19 protein-coding genes and 1 tRNA gene are annotated in these 20,435 nt (G+C 64.8%); 10 read left to right on the top strand and 10 right to left on the bottom strand.

All coding sequences use genetic code 11. From position 1 onward, the window contains the following. The first annotated feature begins 1 nt into the window (after position 1). Entirely contained in the window at positions 2-814 is an 813-nt protein-coding gene (locus ACFSQR_RS15915; RefSeq protein WP_377730951.1) for a FecR domain-containing protein, read from the top strand. Positions 815-922: 108 nt separating this feature from the next. Here ACFSQR_RS15915 and ACFSQR_RS15910 read toward each other — a convergent pair whose 3' ends face one another. From ACFSQR_RS15910 to ACFSQR_RS15895, 4 genes are all read right to left on the bottom strand, one after another. Beyond that, positions 923-1,351 (bottom strand): hypothetical protein, encoded by a 429-nt coding sequence (locus ACFSQR_RS15910; RefSeq protein WP_377730950.1) that lies wholly within the window; start codon positions 1,349-1,351, stop codon positions 923-925. A 208-nt stretch (positions 1,352-1,559) separates the two neighbouring features. After that, positions 1,560-3,311 carry a PhoH family protein gene (locus ACFSQR_RS15905; RefSeq protein WP_377730949.1) on the bottom strand — a complete coding sequence of 584 codons (1,752 nt, stop codon included), beginning with the start codon at positions 3,309-3,311 and terminating at the stop codon, positions 1,560-1,562. A gap of 191 nt (positions 3,312-3,502) precedes the next feature. Continuing rightward, positions 3,503-3,979 (bottom strand): peroxiredoxin, encoded by a 477-nt coding sequence (locus ACFSQR_RS15900; protein WP_377730947.1) that lies wholly within the window; start codon positions 3,977-3,979, stop codon positions 3,503-3,505. A 20-nt stretch (positions 3,980-3,999) separates the two neighbouring features. After that, complete coding sequence (locus ACFSQR_RS15895; RefSeq protein WP_377730946.1) at positions 4,000-4,371, bottom strand: Mth938-like domain-containing protein; 372 nt, start codon at positions 4,369-4,371, stop codon at positions 4,000-4,002. A 186-nt stretch (positions 4,372-4,557) separates the two neighbouring features. Between ACFSQR_RS15895 and ACFSQR_RS15890 the strand changes: the two genes are divergently transcribed. From ACFSQR_RS15890 to ACFSQR_RS15880, 3 genes are all read left to right on the top strand, one after another. Continuing rightward, a complete protein-coding gene (locus tag ACFSQR_RS15890) occupies positions 4,558-5,787 on the top strand; it encodes a pyridoxal phosphate-dependent aminotransferase (protein ID WP_377730945.1) in 1,230 nt (409 codons plus the stop codon). 48 nt (positions 5,788-5,835) lie between these two features. Then, positions 5,836-7,158, top strand: coding sequence for a homoserine dehydrogenase (locus ACFSQR_RS15885; protein ID WP_377730944.1), 1,323 nt, complete (start codon positions 5,836-5,838; stop codon positions 7,156-7,158). A gap of 108 nt (positions 7,159-7,266) precedes the next feature. Then, positions 7,267-8,697, top strand: a complete 1,431-nt coding sequence (locus tag ACFSQR_RS15880; RefSeq protein ID WP_377730943.1) for an App1 family protein — start codon at positions 7,267-7,269, stop codon at positions 8,695-8,697. 94 nt (positions 8,698-8,791) lie between these two features. On the opposite strand, the gene ACFSQR_RS15875 is transcribed toward ACFSQR_RS15880, so the two are convergent. Then, positions 8,792-9,577 carry a DUF2145 domain-containing protein gene (locus ACFSQR_RS15875; RefSeq protein ID WP_377730942.1) on the bottom strand — a complete coding sequence of 262 codons (786 nt, stop codon included), beginning with the start codon at positions 9,575-9,577 and terminating at the stop codon, positions 8,792-8,794. A gap of 1 nt (position 9,578) precedes the next feature. Further along, the gene (locus ACFSQR_RS15870; protein ID WP_377730941.1) at positions 9,579-9,995 is read right to left on the bottom strand and encodes a hypothetical protein; all 417 of its coding nucleotides are present in this window, start codon (positions 9,993-9,995) and stop codon (positions 9,579-9,581) included. Between the two features lie 146 nt (positions 9,996-10,141). On the opposite strand from ACFSQR_RS15870, the gene ACFSQR_RS15865 reads away from it, so the two are divergent. Next, entirely contained in the window at positions 10,142-10,873 is a 732-nt protein-coding gene (locus tag ACFSQR_RS15865) for a helix-turn-helix domain-containing protein (protein ID WP_377730940.1), read from the top strand. 41 nt (positions 10,874-10,914) lie between these two features. Continuing rightward, positions 10,915-12,801 carry an MFS transporter gene (locus ACFSQR_RS15860; protein ID WP_377730939.1) on the top strand — a complete coding sequence of 629 codons (1,887 nt, stop codon included), beginning with the start codon at positions 10,915-10,917 and terminating at the stop codon, positions 12,799-12,801. A gap of 179 nt (positions 12,802-12,980) precedes the next feature. Here the strand turns inward: ACFSQR_RS15860 and ACFSQR_RS15855 are convergent, their stop codons facing one another. Further along, positions 12,981-13,748 (bottom strand): TerC family protein, encoded by a 768-nt coding sequence (locus tag ACFSQR_RS15855; protein WP_377730938.1) that lies wholly within the window; start codon positions 13,746-13,748, stop codon positions 12,981-12,983. A gap of 127 nt (positions 13,749-13,875) precedes the next feature. Continuing rightward, positions 13,876-13,952 (bottom strand) — tRNA-Pro (locus tag ACFSQR_RS15850). A 253-nt stretch (positions 13,953-14,205) separates the two neighbouring features. On the opposite strand from ACFSQR_RS15850, the gene ACFSQR_RS15845 reads away from it, so the two are divergent. The 3 genes from ACFSQR_RS15845 (at position 14,206) to ACFSQR_RS15835 (ending at position 17,445) form a co-directional block, all read left to right on the top strand. After that, the gene (locus ACFSQR_RS15845) at positions 14,206-14,628 is read left to right on the top strand and encodes a hypothetical protein (protein WP_377730936.1); all 423 of its coding nucleotides are present in this window, start codon (positions 14,206-14,208) and stop codon (positions 14,626-14,628) included. Continuing rightward, complete coding sequence (locus ACFSQR_RS15840; RefSeq protein ID WP_377730935.1) at positions 14,625-16,082, top strand: RAD55 family ATPase; 1,458 nt, start codon at positions 14,625-14,627, stop codon at positions 16,080-16,082. The genes ACFSQR_RS15845 and ACFSQR_RS15840 overlap by 4 nt, the downstream gene beginning before the upstream one ends. A 67-nt stretch (positions 16,083-16,149) precedes the next feature. Further along, positions 16,150-17,445, top strand: coding sequence for an ATP-binding protein (locus ACFSQR_RS15835; protein ID WP_377730934.1), 1,296 nt, complete (start codon positions 16,150-16,152; stop codon positions 17,443-17,445). Between the two features lie 37 nt (positions 17,446-17,482). On the opposite strand, the gene ACFSQR_RS15830 is transcribed toward ACFSQR_RS15835, so the two are convergent. Next, on the bottom strand, positions 17,483-18,139 hold the full coding sequence (locus ACFSQR_RS15830) for a dienelactone hydrolase family protein (RefSeq protein WP_377730933.1): 657 nt from the start codon (positions 18,137-18,139) through the stop codon (positions 17,483-17,485). An 88-nt stretch (positions 18,140-18,227) separates the two neighbouring features. Next, on the bottom strand, positions 18,228-18,665 hold the full coding sequence (locus ACFSQR_RS15825) for a hypothetical protein (RefSeq protein WP_377730932.1): 438 nt from the start codon (positions 18,663-18,665) through the stop codon (positions 18,228-18,230). A 271-nt stretch (positions 18,666-18,936) separates the two neighbouring features. On the opposite strand from ACFSQR_RS15825, the gene ACFSQR_RS15820 reads away from it, so the two are divergent. Beyond that, positions 18,937-20,367 (top strand): aldehyde dehydrogenase family protein, encoded by a 1,431-nt coding sequence (locus ACFSQR_RS15820; protein ID WP_377730931.1) that lies wholly within the window; start codon positions 18,937-18,939, stop codon positions 20,365-20,367. Positions 20,368-20,435 lie beyond the last annotated feature (68 nt).

Raw genomic sequence — 20,435 nt, 5'->3', positions numbered from 1 at the left:
GATGTGGTCTGCCACGTTCGCGTGGGCAGGCCAGGTGGTGGGCACGGTGCGCCAGTTGTCGGGTCCACTGATCGCGAAAAAGGCGGACGGCAAGGTCAAGGTGCTGGCTCTGCGCTCGGAAGTCGAGCAGGGCGACACGCTGGTGTCCGAGAAGAACACCTACGCGCTGATCAAGTTCATCGACAACAGCGAGATCACGCTTCGTCCGGACAGCTCGTTCAAGATCGAGAGCTTCGCGTTCGACGAGGGCAAGCCCGATGGCGACACCGCGACCTTCAACCTGGTCAAGGGCGGACTGCGCCAGGTGACCGGCTTGCTGGGGAAGCGCAGCAAGGAGAAGTTCTCGCTCAAGACGCCGACCGCGACGATCGGCATCCGCGGCACGACCTTCATCGCACACTACGTGCCGCCTCCGCCTGCGCCACCGGGCAGGGTTGGGGCCGGCCCGACGGTGACGGACCTGATGAACAGCGCTTCCGCGACGAAGCCGCCGGCGGGCCTGCTGCCGCCTGCGGCGGGTAACCCGGTCGGCAAGTCGCCTGCTCCGCCCACGCCGGCGGGGCCATCGCTCATGCCGGGCCTGCACCTGACCGTGGCCGATGGCGCGATCATCGTGACCAACAACGGGGGCTCGATGGGCTTCCAGGCGGGGCAGTTCGGCTATGTGCCGAACGTGAACCAGCCGCCGGTCATCGTGCCGTCGAATCCGAACATCCAGTTCGTGCCGCCACCGTCGTTCAATGCGGGCAGCGGCGGTCCGACGGCGTCGAATACGCCGGGGCAGGGCGATGCGACGGACTGCATCGTGCGCTGATGCCGGGGTGGAGATGTGAAAAAGGGGACTTCGTAGTCCCCTTTTTTTTGTCTTGCGATTGCGGTGCGCCGAGCGGCAGGCGTTCCCCTGTCATGGGGATGCCATGCCCTACCTGGACTTGGCCATGGTGCGCATGAGGGCGATGTTGGCGCGCTGTTCGCGGGTATAGCCGGCCATCAGGTCGGCGGCGCCCTTCTTGTCCATCTGCGACTCCAGTGCGACGTACATGCCGGCGTGGATCATCGCGACCGATGCCAGCGCCACTTCCTTGCTCGTCAAGCCGTGCTTGGCCAGCACCGCCTTGGCTTTCGGGTGCCGCTCGATGCTCTTGATGATGTCGTCGACCGTCGATTCCTCGTCCGATTCCGAGTCGTCCTTGATGTTCAGCGCCTTGAGTTCAGGTTCGGCTTTCTTCATCTTTTCGAACAGCGCGGGCGTCAGCAGGAAGGTGTCGGCGTCCTTGTCCGATACTGCCAGCGCCGGGGCGGAAACGGCCAGGGCCAGCGTGGCGGCAGCCAGGAAGTGGGTCAGTTTCATGTGGTAGTCCTCCTTTTTATGCTTGATCGCTGTATTTTCGAACAAAACATTCCGGTAGAGCGAAGATGTATGCGGAAGGATTCAAATAAACGACAATCGGTGACGATTCCGTATGTTTCGCGCAAATGCCTGCAGTTAACGAAAAAAGGGGACGGTTCCCGGTAGGGACCGTCCCCAGCATGTCAATGCGCGGGCGGGCGAAGAACCCTTACAGCGCTTCGCTGGCGTAGTCGGCCAGGCGCGAACGCTCGCCGCGCGCCAGCGTCACGTGCCCGCTGTGCGCCCAGCCCTTGAAGCGGTCGACCACATAGGTCAGGCCGCTCGAGCCTTCGGTCAGGTACGGCGTGTCGATCTGCGCGATATTGCCAAGGCAGATGATCTTGGTACCGGGACCGGCGCGCGTGACCAGCGTCTTGACCTGCTTCGGCGTCAGGTTCTGCGCCTCGTCGATGATCAGGAACTTGTTGACGAAGGTGCGGCCGCGCATGAAGTTGAGCGACTTGATCTTGATGCGCGAGCGGATCAGGTCCTGCGTCGCCGCACGGCCCCAGTCGCCGGCATCCGAATCGGACTTGTTCAGCACTTCGAGGTTGTCGTCGAAGGCGCCCATCCACGGACCCATTTTCTCTTCTTCGGTGCCCGGCAGGAAGCCGATGTCCTCGCCGACCGGCACGGTGACGCGGGTGACGATGATCTCGTTATACAGCTTGGTCTCAAGCACCTGCGCCAGGCCCGCCGCGAGCGCGAGCAGGGTCTTGCCGGTGCCGGCCTGGCCGAGCAGGGTGACGAAGTCGCACTCCGGATTCATCAACAGGTTCAGCGCGAAGTTCTGCTCGCGGTTGCGCGCGGTGATGCCCCACACGTTGTTCTTGTTGTGGCTGTAGTCGCGCAGGGTCTGCAGCACGGCTGTCTTGCCGTTGATCTGCTTGACCTGGCCGTAGAACGGCGCTTCGCCATTCTTCGGTTCCATGAACACGAACTGGTTCACCAGCAGCGATGGAATCAAGGGACCGGTGACCTTGTAGTAGGTCGCCGAGTTGCCGTGCTTGTTCTCCTGCCAGGACTCCATGTCCTTGCCATGCTTGTTCCAGAAATCGTCCGGCAGCTGGACGATGCCCGAGTACAGCAGGTCGGTGTCTTCCAGCACATGGTCGTTGAAGTAGTCTTCCGCCGGCAGGCCGAGCGCACGCGCCTTGATGCGCATGTTGATGTCCTTGGACACCAGCACGATCGCGCGGCCCGGATATTCCTGCTCCAGCGCGCGCACGACGCCCAGGATCTGGTTGTCGGCTTTACCCTGCGGCAGGCCTTCCGGCAGGCTGGCTTCCTGCAGGCGGGTCTGGAAGAACAGGCGGCCCTTGGCGTCCTTGTTGCCCAGCTTGCTGAGCAGGGCGCCCTGTTCGATGCCGTCGTCGCCGATCGCGCCAACCAGCGCGTCCAGCGAGCGCGAGACCTGGCGCGCATTGCGGGCGACTTCGGTCATGCCCTTCTTGTGGTTGTCCAGCTCCTCGAGCGTGACCATCGGCAGGTAGATGTCGTGTTCCTCGAAGCGGAACAGCGACGTCGGGTCGTGCATCAGCACGTTCGTGTCGAGCACGAACATCTTGGTCGCGCCGGACTTGTCGGCGGCGCGGCTGGCAGGCGACTTGACCGGCACTTCGACCAGCTTGTGCTTGGCCGGATGCGGAGTGGCCGCTTCGGCTTCGAGCTTGCCGCGCGAACGGGCCGGCTTGGCTGCGGGCGTTTCGGCAGGCTGGGGCGCAGCTTCGGCCTTGCCCCGGGCGCCGGCTTTCGCCTTGGCGGGCCTGGCTTCAGGCGCTTCGGCAACGGCGGCCAGTTGTGGTTTGGGTGTCGCCTTGGCAGCGGCCCGGCTTTTTTCCAGGTCGGCCGGATCGGCGGTCGGATAATCTTTGGCCAGCAGCAGCGTGGCTGGCTTGGCAGGCATTTTTGGCAGTGGCATCAGGATCTCATTTCAAAAGAATTGGCGAGCCTCTGACGGCGAGGCGATGGTACTGCTGATCTGGGAGAAAACGGCTGATGCGCTGGAAGGCCCGGCGGCTGGGCCGGGAACCGTGGAACGCGGTGGAAGGAAGAATTTCCGTACGACTCAAGATAGCTGATGCAATCAATAAAGAGTTGATCGACAGGGCATCACGCTGCGCCCTGGCCAGTCACGAATTTGAGGACTTCCCCGGCGTGGTCAGGAACTTTTACGCCTCTCCATTCTTTCACCACTCGGCCGGCATCGTCAATGATAAACGTACTGCGCTCGATGCCGCGCACTTGTTTGCCGTACATGTTCTTCATCTTCATGACGCCGAACTGGTTACACACCGCTTCTTCCGGGTCGGAGATCAGTTCGAAGGGCAGGCCGAGCTTCTGCTTGAAGCTTTCGTGCGAGCGCATGGAGTCGCGGCTGATCCCGTACAGCTCGGCCCCGGCCGCCAGGAACTGCTCATGCAGGTCGCGGAACGCAATGCTCTCGGTGGTGCAGCCGGGCGTATTGTCCTTGGGGTAGAAGTACAGCACGGTGTATTTGGCGGGGCGGCCCTGCAGGCGGAATGTGCCGTTGCCGGTCATCGGGGCCGTGAAATCGGCCAGCGGGAGGGCAGATGGGCTGTCAGCCACTATGGTTTCTCCTTGTGTGGTCAGGCGATGATGAGCGCGAGCGCGACCTTGCGGCCCTCGCCCATCAGGATATTGTAGGTGCGGCAGGCGGCATGGCTGTCCATGCACTCGACGCCGATGCCTTTTTCCATGAGCGGGCGGATCAGCGAAGGATGCGCGAAGCGCTGGCGTTCGCCCGTTCCCAGCAGGACCACGTCCGGCTGCAGCGCCGCAATGGCGTCGAACGACCCGGCGCCCAGCTGCTCGAACGAGGTCACCGGCCAGGGGACGGGCGGGCTCTCCGGCATCACCAACAGGCTGTGCTCATAGCGGACCGCGTTGATTTCGACCCCCTTGTCGTCGTACGCGGTGACGGTCTGGTAGGCGGCATTGGTGGCGTTGTGGAGCTTCATGGAGATGCAAATAAGGAATGGATGGCCGATTGTACAACGTGGCGATTTGTTTGAGCCCGCCAGTGCTGCGAATCCGGGCCGGCGGCGCACATTTTGTGGCCTGCGCGGCGTCGTTGCATAAAAGGCTGTGATTGGGCAGAATGGTATTTTGCGCACTGCAACATTGCTGATCCCCTGGAGCCCATCTTGCGACCGGTACATAAATCAAGAAAGCTGGCAGAAGTCTGCTACGACATCCGTGGTCCCGTGCTGGAAAAAGCCCGGCAGATGGAAGACGAGGGCCACAAGATCATCAAGCTCAATATCGGCAACCTGGCCGTATTCGGCTTCGACCCGCCCGACGAGATCGTGCAGGACATGATCCGCAACCTGCATGGCGCGGCCGGCTACACCGACTCCAAGGGCCTGTTCGCGCCGCGCAAGGCGGTCATGCACTACACCCAGGAGAAGGGCATCTCCGGCGTCACCATCGACGACATCTACCTGGGCAACGGCGCCTCCGAGCTGATCGTGATGGGCATGAACGCGCTGCTCAATAGCGGCGACGAAGTGCTGGTGCCGGCGCCCGACTATCCGCTGTGGACCGCGGCCGTCACCCTGTCGGGCGGCACGCCCATGCACTACGTGTGCGACGAATCGTCCAACTGGTACCCGGACATCGAGGACATGCGTCGCAAGATCACGCCGAACACGCGCGCGATCGTCGTCATCAACCCGAACAACCCGACCGGGGCGCTGTATCCGCGCGAGGTGCTGCTGGAGATCGTGGAGCTGGCGCGCCAGCACCAGCTGATCGTGTTCGCCGACGAAATCTACGACAAGACCCTGTACGACGAGGAAGAGCACGTGTCGATCGCCTCGCTGGCGGACGACGTCCTGTTCATTACCCTGAACGGGCTGTCGAAGAACTACCGCTCGTGCGGCTACCGGGCTGGCTGGATGGTGGTGTCGGGCGAGAAGAAGCACGCGCGCGACTACATCGAGGGCCTGAACATGCTGGCTTCGATGCGGCTGTGCGCGAACACGCCGGGCCAGCTGGCGATCCAGACCGCGCTGGGCGGACACCAGAGCATCGCCGACCTGGTCGCGCCCGGCGGGCGCCTGACCAGGCAGCGCGACCTTGCGCACCAGCTGCTGACCGACATCCCGGGCGTCACCTGCGTCAAGCCGAAGGCCGCGCTGTATATGTTCCCGCGCCTCGACCCCAAGGTGTACCCGATCGCGAACGACCAGCAGTTCGCCTACGAGCTACTGGCCGAGGCAAAGGTGCTGATCGTGCAGGGCACCGGCTTCAACTGGGTCAACCACGATCACTTCCGCGTGGTGTTCCTGCCGAACCAGGACGACCTGGCCGATGCGTTCGGCCGGATCGCGCGCTTCCTGGATGGCTACCGCCGCCGCCACGGAACCGCATAATGCCGCCGCCCCGGCGACGGCCGGGGCGTGCCAACCGAAGGAACAAGAATGAAACCAATCAAAGTCGGGCTGATCGGCCTGGGCACCGTGGGCACCGGGACCTACCAGGTCCTCAAGCGCAACCAGGAGGACATCCGCCGCAGGGCCGGGCGCGGCATCGATATCGCGATGGTGGCGGTGCGCGCGCCGGAGCGCGCGCGCGGCATCGTGGACGAGGGCTGCCGCATCGTCACCGACTGGACCGAAGTGGTGGACAGCCCGGACATCGACATCGTGGTCGAACTGATTGGCGGCATCGAGACGGCGCGCGAGATTGCGATGCGCGCGATCGCCAAAGGCAAGCATGTCGTCACCGCGAACAAGGCGCTGCTGGCCACGCACGGCAACGAGATCTTCGGCGCCGCCCAGGAACACGACGTGATGGTGGCATTCGAGGCGGCGGTGGCGGGCGGCATCCCCATCATCAAGGCGCTGCGCGAGGGCCTGACCGCCAACCGCATCCAGTCGATCGCCGGCATCATCAACGGCACCACCAACTTCATCCTGTCCGAAATGCGCGACAAGGGGCTCGACTTCGCGACCGTGCTGCGCCAGGCGCAGGAGCTGGGCTATGCCGAAGCCGATCCGACCTTCGACATCGAGGGCGTGGACGCTGCGCACAAGGCGACCATCATGGCGGCCATCGCCTTCGGCATCCCGATGCAGTTCGAACGGGCCTACGTGGAAGGCATCAGCAGCCTGAAGGCAGTCGACATCCGCTATGCCGAGCAGCTGGGCTACCGCATCAAGCTGCTGGGCATTGCGCGGCGCGCGCTGGTCAACGGCGAGGAGGGCATCGAGCTGCGCGTGCACCCGACCCTGATCCCCAACAAGCGCCTGATCGCCAACGTGGAAGGCGCAATGAATGCCGTGATGGTGCGCGGCGACGCCGTGGGCGAATCGCTCTACTACGGCAAGGGCGCGGGCGCCGAGCCGACCGCATCGTCCGTGATCGCGGACCTGGTGGACGTGACGCGACTGGCCACGGCCGACCCGGAGAGCCGCGTGCCGCACCTGGCATTCCAGCCGAACCAGCTGACCAACGTGCCGATCCTGCCGATGGCGGAGATCACCACCAGCTACTACCTGCGCGTGTACGTCAAGAACCGCCTGGGCGTGATGGCGGACCTGACGCGCATCCTCGCCGATGCGCGCATCTCGATCGACGCGGTGCTGCAGAAGGAGCCGGCAGAGAACGCGACGCGCCTGGACATCGTGCTGCTGACGCACCAGACGCAGGAGAAGAAGATGGACGCGGCGATCGCGCTGATCGAAGCGCTGGAGACCGTCGTGGGTCCGGTCACCCGCATCCGACTCGAATCCCTGAACTAGTCCGGCGCCGTCCCCGCGCGAGCGGGGGCGCACTGTTGGGCAGCGCCCCGAACTTCCCCCATCCGCTGTGGTACAACATGCTCATCGAATTGATCGAGGCGATGTCCCATGGCGATGCCATTCCTGATCCTCACCCGCGCCGGCTTCGAGCACATCCTGCCGAATGCGGCTGGCGCCACCTTGTACATCAACCCGTCGCTGCTGGCTCCCGCGGAGATCGAGCAGTTGCGTGCCGCCGGCGCTGAGGTCCAGCTGCTGTCGGCCGACGTCGACCCCAAGGCCCGCCAGCAGGTCGACGATGCCGTCACCTATGCCGCCACCGCAGCCGCCGGGCCGGTGTGGGTCGAGTCGGGCGCATACGCCGCTGCCGCGCAGCCTGCGGTCGCCCCAACCCCGGTCGAGGAGGAAGAGGGCACCGCCTCGCCGGTGCGCAGCTTCGCCGAAAGCGCAGGCAAATTCGCCCTGCAAGCCATCAAGCGCGCCGGACGCCGGCTGGGCCAGGGAAGGCAGCTGATGATCGTCCCTTACGCGAGCTTCGGCAGCTTCCACCGCCTGCTGGTCCGCGGGCGCGTGCTGGAAATGGAGAACTTTCGCACCCAGGCGGCCACCGACACCCGCTGGCGGAACATGGTCGAACTGTACAAGCGGCTCGAATCGGACGAGGTGGCGGGCGCCGGCGTGATCGCCCGCTTCCAGGGGCAGGAACAACGCGCGGTGACCGACGCGGGCGGCTATTTCAACCTGGAGATCGAGCTGGCGAAGGAGCTCGACACCGACGGCTGGATCAACGTGGAGCTGGAGCTGGACGAACCGGCCGGGCGCGGCACCGCGCGCGTGACCGCGACCGCGCAAGTGCTGGTGCCGCCGCCGACCGCGCGCTTCGGCGTCATCAGCGACATCGACGATACGGTCCTGTGGTCCAACGTGACCAACAAGCTCAACATGATGCGCATGCTGGCCCGATCCAACTCGCACACGCGCAAGCCGTTCAAGGGCGTCGGCGCGTTCTACCGCGCGCTGCATGCGGGCGCCAGCGGCGGCGAGCGCAATCCCGTGTTCTATGTCTCCAGCAGTCCGTGGCATTTGTACGGGCCGCTCACGGAGTTCTTCAAGCTGCAGGGGATCCCGCTCGGGCCGCTGCTGCTGAAGGAGCTGGGCATGCGCCAGGTGTTCGGCGAAGGGCGGCACCACACGCACAAGCTGGAAAAGATCGAAATGATCCTGCGCTTCTACCCGAACATGAAGTTCGTGCTGATGGGGGATAGCGGGGAGCAGGACCCGGAACTGTATTCGGAGGCGGTGCGCAGGCATCCGCAGGCGATCCGCGTGATCTACATCCGCAACGTCAATCCGGACCCGGCGCGGATCGACGCGATCGACAAGCTGGTGGCCGAAGTGAGCGCCACCGGCGCGCAGCTGATCCTGACGCCGGACAGCGTGGCTGCCGCGACGCACGCGGCGGGGGAGGGCCTGATCGACATCGCGGCGGTGGCCGCCGTGCGCGCCGACAAGCGCGAGGACGAAACCACGCTGCCGTAGGGAAGGCGACCGCCCCCTGGGAACGGTCGCCGGATGAAATCCACCGCGGTCATCACGCGAACGACGCGCGGGGGGAAACCTTTGGATTACCCGATCATTGCGCGCGGACGGTCTGCTCGCGCGACAGCTGGTCGCGTTCCCGCACAAAGCGCACCACCGAATCCACCGTCACCGTATCGATCTTGCCCGCCATGCGGCGGTCGAACGGCTGGTCCTCGAACGTCACGTTGGCGCGCGACACCCGCGCACCCAGGCGCACGACCGCCGGGATCTCGACCGTGATCGGCTTGTAGCCGGCCAGCCGAAGCCAGGCCTGGGCCTGCTCGCGGTCGCGCACGGGAATGCTGCGGTCGGACTGGCTGGCGGCGTAGGTCTCCAGCACCCACTGGTTCGAATTCTGGAAGCGGGTCGAGAACGGATACGACAGCATGTTGTAGGCCGGCGCATGCAGCCGGGCGGGCACGCCGGACGCCAGCGTGGCCGCCAGGCGCTCCTGGTCCGCGCTGTTCGGGATGAGCAGCAGCGCCTGGTACTCGAACATATCGTCGAGGAAGAAGTTGGCCAGCCCGTCGTCGTACAGCGCGGACGTGGCGGTGCCGCAGTCGTTCAGCTCATGGCGGATTACCCAGCGGCCCTTAGGATGATCGCGCCATGCAAAGCCCAGGTGCGAGTAGCGCAGGCCGTAGCGCGACAGGTCCTGGCCGGCGCGGGCGATCAGCACCACCTGCGCGCCGGAGGCGTCGAGCGCTTCACGCGTGGCCTGCGCCAGGTTCATGGCGGCGGCCACGGTATTGGGCGCAAGCGGCTTCTCGGAACATTCCGTGCCCGCCCGCGCTGGAACGGCAAGGACGAGCAGCGACAGCAGGAGCGCGCGCAACATCTCAGGCGCCCACGCGGGAGTGGTGCAGCAGCGCCTTGCCCGTCTCGTTCGGGATGAAGGCGATGACCTTGCCCAGCGCGACCAGCATCACGCCGGTGGAGACGGTGGTCGCCTGGATCATCTGGCCGGTGGCGAGCGACGCTTCCTTGGCCGCGCGGCCGCTCAGGCGCACCGTGGCGCTCACGCCGTTCGCCGAGCCTTCCACCACGAACACCAGCGCCTCGGCGCTCGCTTCGACGCTCTTTACCACGACCACTCCGGAGCCCGCCGCGGCGAGCAGGGAGCCGTCGACCACCATGGCCGCGCCGTCGGCGGACAGGGCGGAGGCGGTGGAGGCTTGCGAGGCGCCGTCGGCCGCGAAAGCTGGCGCTGCGGCCAGGGCGATGGCAAGGAGGGCGGTGGCGGTGATCTTCTTCATGTTCTTGTTCCTTTCAGGTGTGCCGTCGTTGGCATGGATCGCATGATTGACCATTCGCATTCGGAGATCAATCAATTGCTAGACAGTATCGCTTTTACATCATAAAAGTATTAGTATCCGATACTCAAATTCAAAATGGACTGGTCATGGCGCACGCGATTACACTTGTCGACACCTTGAAGCGGCTGCTGAAGGCGCGCGGCGTCACCTACGCGGAGCTGGCGGCAAAGATCGGCATGTCCGAGGCCAGCGTCAAGCGCATGTTCTCGCAGCGGAACTTCACGCTGGAGCGGCTGGACGAGATCCTGCTGGCCGCGGGCATCGAGTTCGACGAGCTGAGCGCCGCGCAGCGCGAGCCGAATTTGGTGTCGCAGCTGACGCTGGCGCAGGAGAAGGAGCTGATCGAGGATCCGCGCCTGCTGGTGGTGGCTGTCTCGGCGATGAACCACATCGGCTACGCCGACATCGTGCGCGAGTACGACCTGACCGAGGCGGAAGTGACGGGCTACCTGGTCCGGCTGGACAAGATCGGCTTCCTGGAGCTGCTGCCGAACAACCGGGTGAAGCTGCTGATCTCGCGCACCTTCAGCTGGCTGGCGGACGGGCCGATCCAGGGCTACTTCCGGCGCGAGGCGGCACATGATTACCTGAACTCGCGCTTCGACGGCGAGTTCGAGATGATGAAGCTGGTGAACATGATGCTGACGAAGCAGAGCAGTGCGGCGCTGCTGGAGCGCCTGAAGCAGGTGGCGAGCGACTTCGCGCACCAGCACCAGCACGAGGCAAGGCTGCCGCTGGAAGACCGCAAGGCGATCAGCCTGATGGTGGCGGTGCGGCCATGGGTTCCGCAAGCGTTCAAGGCGCTGCGCCGCCGCTGATGGCGTAACCAAGAAATAACAAATCTTATGCAGGGAGCTTCATGAGCCATACCAGCCAATTCAGCCTGATGACGCAGCGCCGCTTCGGCCCGTTCTTCTGGACCCAGTTCCTCGGCGCGTTCAACGACAACCTGTTCAAGACTGCGCTGATCGTCGTGCTGACGTACGACGCGCTGAGCTGGACGACGATGAGTCCCTCGATGCTGAGCAACCTGATCCCGGGGCTGTTCATCCTGCCGTATGTGGTGCTGTCCGCCACCGCCGGCCAGATCGCGGACAAGGTGGAGAAGGCGCGCCTGTCGCGCTTCGTCAAGGCGCTTGAAATCGCCATCATGGGCGTGTGCGCGGTCGGCTGGCTGACCCACACGCTGTGGATCCTAATCGCCGGGATTGTCGGCATGGGCGTGCATTCGACGCTGTTCGGTCCCGTCAAATACGCCTACCTGCCGCAGCACCTCAAGCAGGAAGAGCTGGTGGGCGGGAACGGCTTGATCGAGATGGGCACCTTTGTCGGCATCCTGCTCGGCCAGGTCACCGGCACGCTGCTGGTGGCGTATGGCGAGATGGGCGTGGAACTGGTGGCCGCGGGCGCGCTCATCACCGCCGTCATCGGCTGGCTGGCCAGCCGCGGCATTCCGCTGTCGCCCGCGCCTGCGCCCGAGCTCAGGATCAACTGGAATCCGATCACGGAGTCGGTCCGCAACCTGTCCTATTCGCGACAGAACCGCACCGTATTCCTGTCCATGATGGGCAACTCGTGGTTCTGGTTCTACGGCGCGATGGTGCTGGCGCAGTTTCCGGTGTACGCCAAGGATTACCTGCACGGCGACCAGCGCGTGTTCATGCTGCTGTTGACCGTGTTCTCGGTGGGCGTCGGCGTCGGCTCGCTGCTGTGCGAGAAGCTCTCGGGCCGCAAGGTCGAGATCGGGCTGGTGCCGTTCGGCTCGATCGGCCTGTCGGTGTTCGGCATCGACCTGTACTTCGCCAGCCTGGCGTACACCAACACCGCCGCCGTCAGCGTGGCGGGTTTCCTGGCGCAGGAGGGCGCGCTGCGCATCCTGGCCGACATCGTCCTGCTCGGCGTATTCGGCGGCTTCTTCATCGTCCCGCTGTTCGCGCTGATCCAGACGCGCTGCGATCCCAAGCATGTCTCGCGCACGATCGCCGGCACCAATATCCTCAATGCGCTGTTCATGGTGGCGTCGGCGGGCGTGGCGATGGTGCTGCTCAGCGCCGGCTTCACCATTCCGGAGATCTTCCTCACCACGGCGATCCTGAATGCGCTGGTGGCGCTGTACATCTTCTCGCTGGTGCCGGAGTTCCTGATGCGCTTCCTGGCCTGGCTGCTGATCCACACCATCCACCGCGTGCGCACCATCGACACCGACCGCATCCCGGACGAGGGGCCGGCGGTCCTGGTGTGCAACCACGTGAGCTACGTCGATGCGATCGTGATCGGGGCCGCCAGCCCGCGCCCGATCCGCTTCGTGATGGACCACCGCATCTTCAAACTGCCGCTGCTGGGCTGGATCTTCCGCACCGCGCGCGCGATCCCGATCGCGCCGGCGAAGGAAGATCCATGGCTGATGGAGAAGGCATTCGTGGACATCGCGCACGCGCTGCACGACGGCGACCTGGTGTGCATCTTCCCGGAGGGGCGCCTGACCTCCACCGGCGACGTGGCCGAGTTCAGGGGCGGCATTGCCAAGATCCTGGAACGCACGCCGGTGCCGGTCATTCCGATGGCGCTGCGCGGCTTGTGGGGCAGCCTGCTTACGCGCGACAAGACCAATGTGTTCGAGCGCTCGTTCACGCGCGGCCTGCGTTCGAAGCTGGCGCTGGCGGTCGGTGCGCCGGTGGCGCCGCAGGAAGCGACGCCCGAATACCTGCGTGAACGCGTGCTCGCGCTGCGCGGCGACTGGAAATAGGCGGGGAAGGGGCCGCCCCGGCCGGGGACCCCGGTCTTTTGCCCGGAACCAATGAAAAAGGGGACAGTCCTTGCGGTCTGTCCCCTTTGCATTTGGCAGGCTCTCAGGTATCGCAGGCTCAAGATCGAGGGACGGTACTGCCCGCAAGCGGCCTGCGGGGACAGTCCCTTTGCAACCGCTTACTCCGGGAGCTTGCCTTCTTCGACGTACTCGGAGCGCAGGTGCACCGGCTTGGCGGCGCGCTTGCGCAGGCGGATGTTGAGCATCTCCACCACCAGCGAGAACGCCATCGCGGTGTACACATAGCCCTTCGGCACGTGGTGGCCAAAGCCTTCCGCGATCAGCACCACGCCGACCACGACCAGGAACGCCAGTGCCAGCATCTTGACCGTCGGATGGTCCGACACGAAGCGGCCGATCGGTCCGGCGAACAGCATCATCAGGCCGACCGAGACGATCACGGCGGCGATCATGACCGCGATCTCGTCCACCATGCCCACGGCGGTGATGATCGAGTCGAGCGAGAACACCAGGTCGACCACCATGATCTGCAGGATCACGGCGGTGAAGGTCGCCTTGACGGCGCTCGATGCGGAACCTTCCGCGCCTTCCAGCGATTCGTGGATCTCGCCCACGCTCTTATAGAGGAGGAACAGTCCGCCCAGGATCAGGACCAGGTCGCGTCCGGAAACGCCGCGATCGAAGAAGGGCAGGGTGAACAGGGGCTGCGTCAGGCCGACGATCCACGACAGGATGAGCAGCAGGCCGATGCGCATGAACATGGCCATGAACAGGCCCAGCTTGCGCGCAAATTCGCGGCGTTCCACCGGCAGCTTGTCGACCAGGATCGAGATGAAGATGATGTTGTCGATGCCGAGCACCAGTTCCAGCGCGGTCAGCGTGGCGAAAGCGACCCACACCTGCGGGTCGGAAAGGAGTTCCATCATATGTCGTTCTTTCTATTGAAGGAGGGGGCGTGATCGCCTGCGCGGGAGTATAACGGAAGGGCGGCGCGCCTTGCCCAGGATGAAAAACAAAGGCCAGCGCGAAGGCTGGCCTTTGTCCGTGATTCATTGGTCGGGGCGAGAAGATTCGAACTTCCGACCCCTTGCACCCCATGCAAGTACGCTACCAGGCTGCGCTACGCCCCGACGCAGCCGGATTATAGCAGACGAGATTTCGTTTTTGCCATGTTCCTGGCGTCACTGCCATTCTTCTTGAGGGCGCGTAAGAGAACCGCCTGGCCGCGCCGGAATGTGTCAAGACCGGACCTTGCACCCCTGATCCGGGGGCTGTACGATTGAAAATCCCACCCGCTTGCCAAACGGCTATAATTCACGCTGCTTTTGTAGCACTTTCCCCGACTACCGATTTTCGGACACTCCTATTATTCTGACACCGTAAATGGATTCCAATGACGACAAGCGGCAGGCGCTGATTGCACAGGCGACTGCCGGCAGCGCTTACGGTCAGGCCATGGACGGTCCAGTGGTCCAGCCTTGGCGACAATTGTCAGCGCATCTCAGCCCACTGATAGGGGACAGCGGCTTTGCCGCACTGTACAGGCGCACCGTACGGATCGAATCGGTGCGATTTGACTGGCTGGACGCATCGCACGCGTCGTCCACGGCGGACGAATTGCTCCAGGCACTGAAGGACCAACTGGCTGCAGTCGGGCCCGGCCAAGCGGAGGAAGCCAACACCGCATTACTCATTACTTTCACCAAGCTGCTTTCTGGCCTGATCGGCGAAGCATTAACAGTTCGACTTCTCAACGCCGCGTGGAGCGGCGCTCCTGAGAATGCGAAGGTACGGGAACAATCATGAGCGACAAAGTATCACTGGGAACCCTGGAGACTGGCGTGCCGGGCCTTGACGTGCTCCTCGGGGGCGGTTTGCCCGAATTCTCGTTCAACCTGATTGCCGGCGCGCCGGGAAGCGGCAAGACCACGCTGGCGCACCAGATGATGTTCTCGCTTGCCGGCCCGAAATGCAAGGCGCTGTTCTTCACCGTGCTGGGTGAACCTCCGCTCAAGATGCTGCGCTACCAGCAGCAATTCTCGTTCTTCGACCTGGACAAGGTCGGCGAGTCGATCCGCTACGTGAACCTGGCCGAGGACCTGCGCAGCGGCGATTTTGGCGGCGTACTCGAACGGGTGATGCGCGAAGTCGAGGATTTCGGCCCCAGCCTGGTGTTTGTCGATTCGTTCCGTTCCGTGGTGCAGACTGGCCGCGCGGGCAATGAAGGCATCGCCGACCTGCAGTATTTCGTCCAGGAGCTCGGCACCCGCATGACCAGCTGGCAGGCAACCACATTCCTGATCGGGGAGTACCTGCACGCCGACGTCGAGGCCAATCCGATCATGACCGTCGCCGATGGCGTCATCTCGCTGGCCCAGGTCCAGCAAGGCAATGCCGTGGTGCGCAAGATGCGCGTCATCAAGATGCGCGGGCAAGGCCATATGACAGGCGCCCACAGCTTCCGTATCTCCGACGATGGCCTGCGCGTGTATCCGCGCGTGGTTCCACGATTGAAAACGGGGCCCAGCAAGGACCACATTACCGAGCGCGTGTCGCTTGGCGTGGCCACGCTGGACGAGATGTTCGGCGGTGGACTGCCACGCGGGCATTCGCTGCTGGTGAGCGGTTCTTCCGGCTGCGGCAAGACCATCCTGTGCAACAGCTTCCTGGAAGAAGGCGCGCGCCAGGGCGAGAAGAGCGTGGCGATCTACTTCGAAAAGGGTACTTCGCGCATGCGCAACGTGCGCCTGGCGCGGCTGGTGGAATCCGGTCACGTCTCGGTCATCGACAGCGAAACGCTCGACCTGACGGTCGAACAAATGCTGGACGAGCTGGTGCACGAGATCAAGCGCATCGGCGCGAGACGAGTGGTGATCGATTCGCTGTCGGAATTCGAACTGCACCTGGCGCCGGAGTTCCGCGAGGACTTCCGCACCACCGTCTTCAGCATCCTGGCGACACTCTCGTCGCTCGGCGTCACCGTGATCGCAACGGTGGGGCAGATCGACATGTTCACCGAGCTGCGCTTTAGCGAGGCCAACGTCTCGTTCCTGACCGATGCGATCCTCATCATGCGGTACGTGGAGCTGGAGGGGCGCATCGCCAAGGTGATGTCGGTGATCAAGGTGCGCGGCAGCGCGCACAGCACCGACCTGCGCGAATACGTCATCACCGACAAGGGCATCGAAATCGGCGCGTCGCCACACAGATTCGAAGGCTTGTTGTCAGGCCGGCCGACGCATACCGCACGGAAGGGGTAGGCCAGCTATGGGACCGTCGGGCGATACTAAGAGAAGTGAGCAGCGGCGTTCCCTCGATGATGAGGCGGTGCCGGTAGCGCAACTGCGCGCAACGGTGGCGGCGCTGACCAGCGAAGTGTCGGCGCTGCGCGAGCAGCTGGCCTTGCAGTCGGAACTGTCTCAACGCGTCGCCCAGCTGCGCGAAGCCAACGAGCACCTGGTGCTGGCCAGTATCAGCGCGGACAACCGGCGCGACGAGGCCGAGGAGGCCAATCGCCGCCAGAACGAATTCCTGGCGATGCTGGCGCACGAGCTGCGCAATCCACTGGCGCCGATCTCCATGGCCGCCACGCTGCTCGAGCGCACTCCCAACCTGCCGCCCCAACTGGGCAGCCTGCAGCGCGTCATCAGCCGCCAGGTGGAACAGATGGCGCGCCTGCTGGACGACCTGCTCGACGCCGCCCGCATCAGCAGCGGCAAGATCACGCTGACCCTGGAGCCGGTGGTGCTGTCCGACCTCATCGAACGGGCGGTCGAAACGATTGCCCCGCGCATCGCGGAACGCGGCCAGAAGCTGATCCTGGCGGTGCCGCCGGATCCGGTCGTCCTGGACGGCAACCGGGTCAGGCTGACGCAAGTGTTCTCCAACCTGCTCGCCAACGCCTCGAAGTACACCCAGGACGGCGGCGAGATCGTGGTGTCCGCCCACGTGGAAGGCGAGCGCGTGTGCGTCTGCCTGAAGGACAACGGCACCGGCATGGCGGCCGATGTACTGCCCCACATCTTCGACCTGTTCACGCAGGGGCCGCGCTCGCTCGCGCGTTCGGAAGGCGGTTTGGGAGTGGGACTGAACGTGGTCCGCAACGTCGTGCACATGCACGGCGGCGAAGTCAGTGCCGCCAGCCCCGGCCCCGGCCAGGGTAGCGAGTTCACCGTGGTGCTGCCGCTGGCGCGCGGCGCGGTCGAAGTGGCAGAGGCCGCTCCGGTGGAAGAAAAGCCCTGGCGCTGCTGCCGGGTGTTACTGGTCGAAGACAATGTCGATGCCTGCGTCACGCTGGACGCCTTCCTGTCCAGCCACGGCCACCAGGTACGCATGGTGCACGACGGCGCGGAAGGGCTGAAGCTGGCCCTCGATGGGGACTATGACCTCCTGATTTGCGACATTGGACTGCCCGGCCTGGACGGTTACGCGCTGATCAGGCAATTGCGCGAACAGCGTGGCGCCGGCCAGCCATATGCAATCGCGCTGTCGGGCTATTGCCAGCCTGAGGATCGCGAGAAGGCGCTGGAAGCGGGTTTCGACGCCTTCCTGGTCAAGCCGGTGGATTCGGCGGTACTGGTGGAGATGCTGACGGCCGGCACCCGTATGGCCGCGCCGCTCTAGTAGCCGCACGTACTCCCGGGTCCGGTCGGTCCTGGGGCTAGATGAGTGTGCGGCAGTGGCGCGCAAACCAGTCGGTGGCCAGCGCCGCCACCTGGTCCATCTTGCCCGGTTCCTCGAACAGGTGCGTGGCGCCCGGAATGATCACCAGTTCCTTTTCGCAGTGGTTCAGCTGAGCAAAGGCCTGGCGGTTCAGGTCGATCACCACGCCATCCTCACCGCCCACGATCAGCAGCGTCGGCGCGCTGACCTTGTCCAGTTCCGCTTCGCCCGCCATGTCCGGCCTGCCGCCGCGCGATACCACGGCGGCGATGTCGTGGCCGAGTGCGGCGGCCAGCTGCAGGGCAGCGGCGGCACCGGTACTGGCGCCGAACAGTCCCACGCGGTGGTTGGACGTATCCGGTTCATCGCGCAGCCATTCGCGCGCGGCGCGCAGCCGCTCGGTCAGCAGGGCGATGTCGAAGCGCTTGCGCGCGTCGCGGTCTTCCTCGGGAGTGAGCAGGTCCAGCAGCAGGGTTCCCAGCCCGTGCTGGCGCAGGGTGCGCGCGACCTGGTTGTTGCGCGGGCTGTGGCGACTGCTGCCGCTACCGTGCGCAAACAGGATCACGCCATTGGCGTCCTGGGGCAGCCCGAGCGAGCCGCCCAACTCGATGCTGCCGCACCACACGGTGACTTCATTGTCTCGGTCGGTATCCATGCTGCACCTGTCCTGGCGAATGCAGGCATTGTCGCACTCGCGCCGGATCCGGTGCGCACAATCCGGCGTGGCGCGGACCCGTAAAACCCTAACGGGAGCTGAGCAGGATACGCTCGCGCGGCCCGCCTGCAACGGTACGTTGCGGGATATAGCTGAGGACAATGATATCGGCGCCGAGGCCATCCTTGGTGTACACCAGCGTCATGTCGTCACGGTCGGACTCGAACACATAGGCGCCCACTGCGTGCAGTACGGTCTGGCGGTTGTCGAAGTCGACGATCAGCTTGCGGCTGCGGTTCTTGACCATCGCGGTGCTGCCGTCCTCCATCAGGTATTCGCCCCTGACTTCGGCGACATCCTGGGCCGGCATGAAGAAGCTGCGCTTGGTCGGCCGAACGGTGATCACTTCGCTGCTCTGCATGGAGCTGGCTTGCGGGACCTGCCGGTAATCCTGGGCGAAGGATGGTGTGGCGGTGCACAGCAGGCCCGCGGCAGCTGCAGCAATGAGGGAGGCTTGTTTTAACATGATAGTTCTCCAGTGCGAAAGGTTCCGCCAGCGTTGCGTTAGCGGCGCCGGCGTCTGGGGTGTTACGCATCTCGACGGGACTTTGTCATGGCCGGTCGATCATTTTGAGTGTATGTCGCCGGCGTGCAGGAGCAAGCTGAGGGGGAGCTTAATCACTAAAATGTTGGCTGCACAAACCGACGAGTGTAATTTGCGGGGCTTGCCTGAATCATGTGGGCAGGCATTTGATACACTGCCGGACTTGCATCCAGCACCTCAAGAGGACACACCCATGAAGCAGCTTTATATCGGCGGAGAATGGCGCGATGGCGCCAACGTGACCACGACGCGCAGCCCCTCGGACCGCAGCGAGGTGGTGGGCGAATACGCCAGCGCCGGCCAGGCCGAGGCCGAGCTGGCCATCGCGGCCGCGCACGGCGCCGCCAGGAGCTGGGCCCTGTCGGGCGTACAGCAGCGCGCCGACGCGCTGGATGCGATTGGCACCGAGATCATCGCGCGCAAGGCCGAGCTGGGCCGCCTGCTGGCCCGGGAGGAGGGCAAGACGCTGCCCGAGGCCATCGGCGAGGCGGCGCGCGCCGGCGCCATCTTCAAGTTCTTCGCCCAGGAGGCGCTGCGCGTGCGCGGCGACCGGCTGGCGTCGGTGCGCCCCAATGTCGAAGTGGACGTCACCCGCGAGCCGGTCGGCGTGGTCGGCATCATCGCCCCGTGGAACTTCCCGATCGCGATCCCGGCCTGGAAGATCGCGCCGGCGCTCGCGTACGGCAATACCGTCGTGTTCAAGCCGGCCGACCTGGTGCCTGGCTGCGGCTGGGAGCTGGCCGAGATCATCAGCCGCGCGGGCCTGCCGGCCGGCGTGTTCAACCTGGCGATGGGGCCCGGCCGCATCGTCGGCGAAGCGCTGGCCAACGACAGCCGCGTGAACGCCATCAGCTTTACCGGCTCGACCGGCACGGGCGAGCGCGTGCTGCTCGCATGCGCCAGGCGCCGCGCCAAGGTGCAGCTGGAGATGGGCGGCAAGAACCCGCTCGTCGTGCTGGCGGACGCCGACCTGGAGGTGGCGGTCAATGCCGCAATCCAGGGCTCGTTCTTCTCGACCGGCCAGCGCTGCACGGCATCGTCGCGCCTGATCGTGGACGAGTCCATCTACGGCAGGTTCGTCGACGCGATGGCAAGCAAGATGCAGTCGCTCAAGGTGGGGCACGCATTGGAGGAGGGGATCGATATCGGTCCGGTCGTGGACAGTTCGCAGCTGGAGCAGGACCTCAGCTACATCGAGATCGCGAAAGCGGAAGGCGCGCGCCTGGTGGCCGGCGGCGAACGCCTCCAGCGCGCCACGGACGGCTACTTCCTCAGCCCGGCGCTGTTCGCGGACTGCAGCGCGCAGATGCGTCACGCGCGCGAAGAGATCTTCGGCCCGGTGGCGTCGGTGATTCCGGCGAAGGGATACGAGCACGCGCTGGAACTGGCGAACGACACCGAGTTCGGCCTCACCGCGGGCATCTGCACCACCTCGCTCAAGCACGCCACGCACTTCAAGCGCAACGCCAGGGCGGGCATGGTGATGGTGAACCTGCCGACCGCCGGCGTCGACTATCACGTGCCGTTCGGCGGCACCAAGGGGTCGAGCTATGGTGCGCGCGAGCAGGGTAGTGCCGCGGTCGAGTTTTTCACTACCGTGAAAACGGCCTACACGTCCGCGTAAAAAAGGGGGCCTTTCCAGGGCCCCCTGTTTCGTCGAGCAAGCTCGGCTCCGGTTAAGCTCAGGGGACG

The sequence above is a fragment of the Pseudoduganella sp. GCM10020061 genome, from assembly GCF_042683405.1.
Lineage (GTDB): Bacteria > Pseudomonadota > Gammaproteobacteria > Burkholderiales > Burkholderiaceae_D > Telluria.
Note: the sequence above shows the minus strand (reverse complement) of the source record. Positions and strands in the feature narration are given on the sequence as shown.

Excerpts from the sequence above, each read along its gene's own strand:
- ACFSQR_RS15915 (WP_377730951.1), top strand. The coding sequence starts at position 2 with ATGTGGTCTGCCACGTTCGCGTGGGCAGGCCAGGTGGTGGGCACGGTG.
- ACFSQR_RS15910 (WP_377730950.1), bottom strand. The coding sequence starts at position 1,351 with ATGAAACTGACCCACTTCCTGGCTGCCGCCACGCTGGCCCTGGCCGTT.
- ACFSQR_RS15905 (WP_377730949.1), bottom strand. The coding sequence starts at position 3,311 with ATGCCACTGCCAAAAATGCCTGCCAAGCCAGCCACGCTGCTGCTGGCC.
- ACFSQR_RS15895 (WP_377730946.1), bottom strand. The coding sequence starts at position 4,371 with ATGAAGCTCCACAACGCCACCAATGCCGCCTACCAGACCGTCACCGCG.
- ACFSQR_RS15885 (WP_377730944.1), top strand. The coding sequence starts at position 5,836 with ATGAAACCAATCAAAGTCGGGCTGATCGGCCTGGGCACCGTGGGCACC.
- ACFSQR_RS15880 (WP_377730943.1), top strand. The coding sequence starts at position 7,267 with ATGGCGATGCCATTCCTGATCCTCACCCGCGCCGGCTTCGAGCACATC.
- ACFSQR_RS15875 (WP_377730942.1), bottom strand. The coding sequence starts at position 9,577 with ATGTTGCGCGCGCTCCTGCTGTCGCTGCTCGTCCTTGCCGTTCCAGCG.
- ACFSQR_RS15870 (WP_377730941.1), bottom strand. The coding sequence starts at position 9,995 with ATGAAGAAGATCACCGCCACCGCCCTCCTTGCCATCGCCCTGGCCGCA.
- ACFSQR_RS15865 (WP_377730940.1), top strand. The coding sequence starts at position 10,142 with ATGGCGCACGCGATTACACTTGTCGACACCTTGAAGCGGCTGCTGAAG.
- ACFSQR_RS15860 (WP_377730939.1), top strand. The coding sequence starts at position 10,915 with ATGAGCCATACCAGCCAATTCAGCCTGATGACGCAGCGCCGCTTCGGC.
- ACFSQR_RS15855 (WP_377730938.1), bottom strand. The coding sequence starts at position 13,748 with ATGATGGAACTCCTTTCCGACCCGCAGGTGTGGGTCGCTTTCGCCACG.
- ACFSQR_RS15845 (WP_377730936.1), top strand. The coding sequence starts at position 14,206 with ATGGATTCCAATGACGACAAGCGGCAGGCGCTGATTGCACAGGCGACT.
- ACFSQR_RS15840 (WP_377730935.1), top strand. The coding sequence starts at position 14,625 with ATGAGCGACAAAGTATCACTGGGAACCCTGGAGACTGGCGTGCCGGGC.
- ACFSQR_RS15830 (WP_377730933.1), bottom strand. The coding sequence starts at position 18,139 with ATGGATACCGACCGAGACAATGAAGTCACCGTGTGGTGCGGCAGCATC.
- ACFSQR_RS15825 (WP_377730932.1), bottom strand. The coding sequence starts at position 18,665 with ATGTTAAAACAAGCCTCCCTCATTGCTGCAGCTGCCGCGGGCCTGCTG.
- ACFSQR_RS15820 (WP_377730931.1), top strand. The coding sequence starts at position 18,937 with ATGAAGCAGCTTTATATCGGCGGAGAATGGCGCGATGGCGCCAACGTG.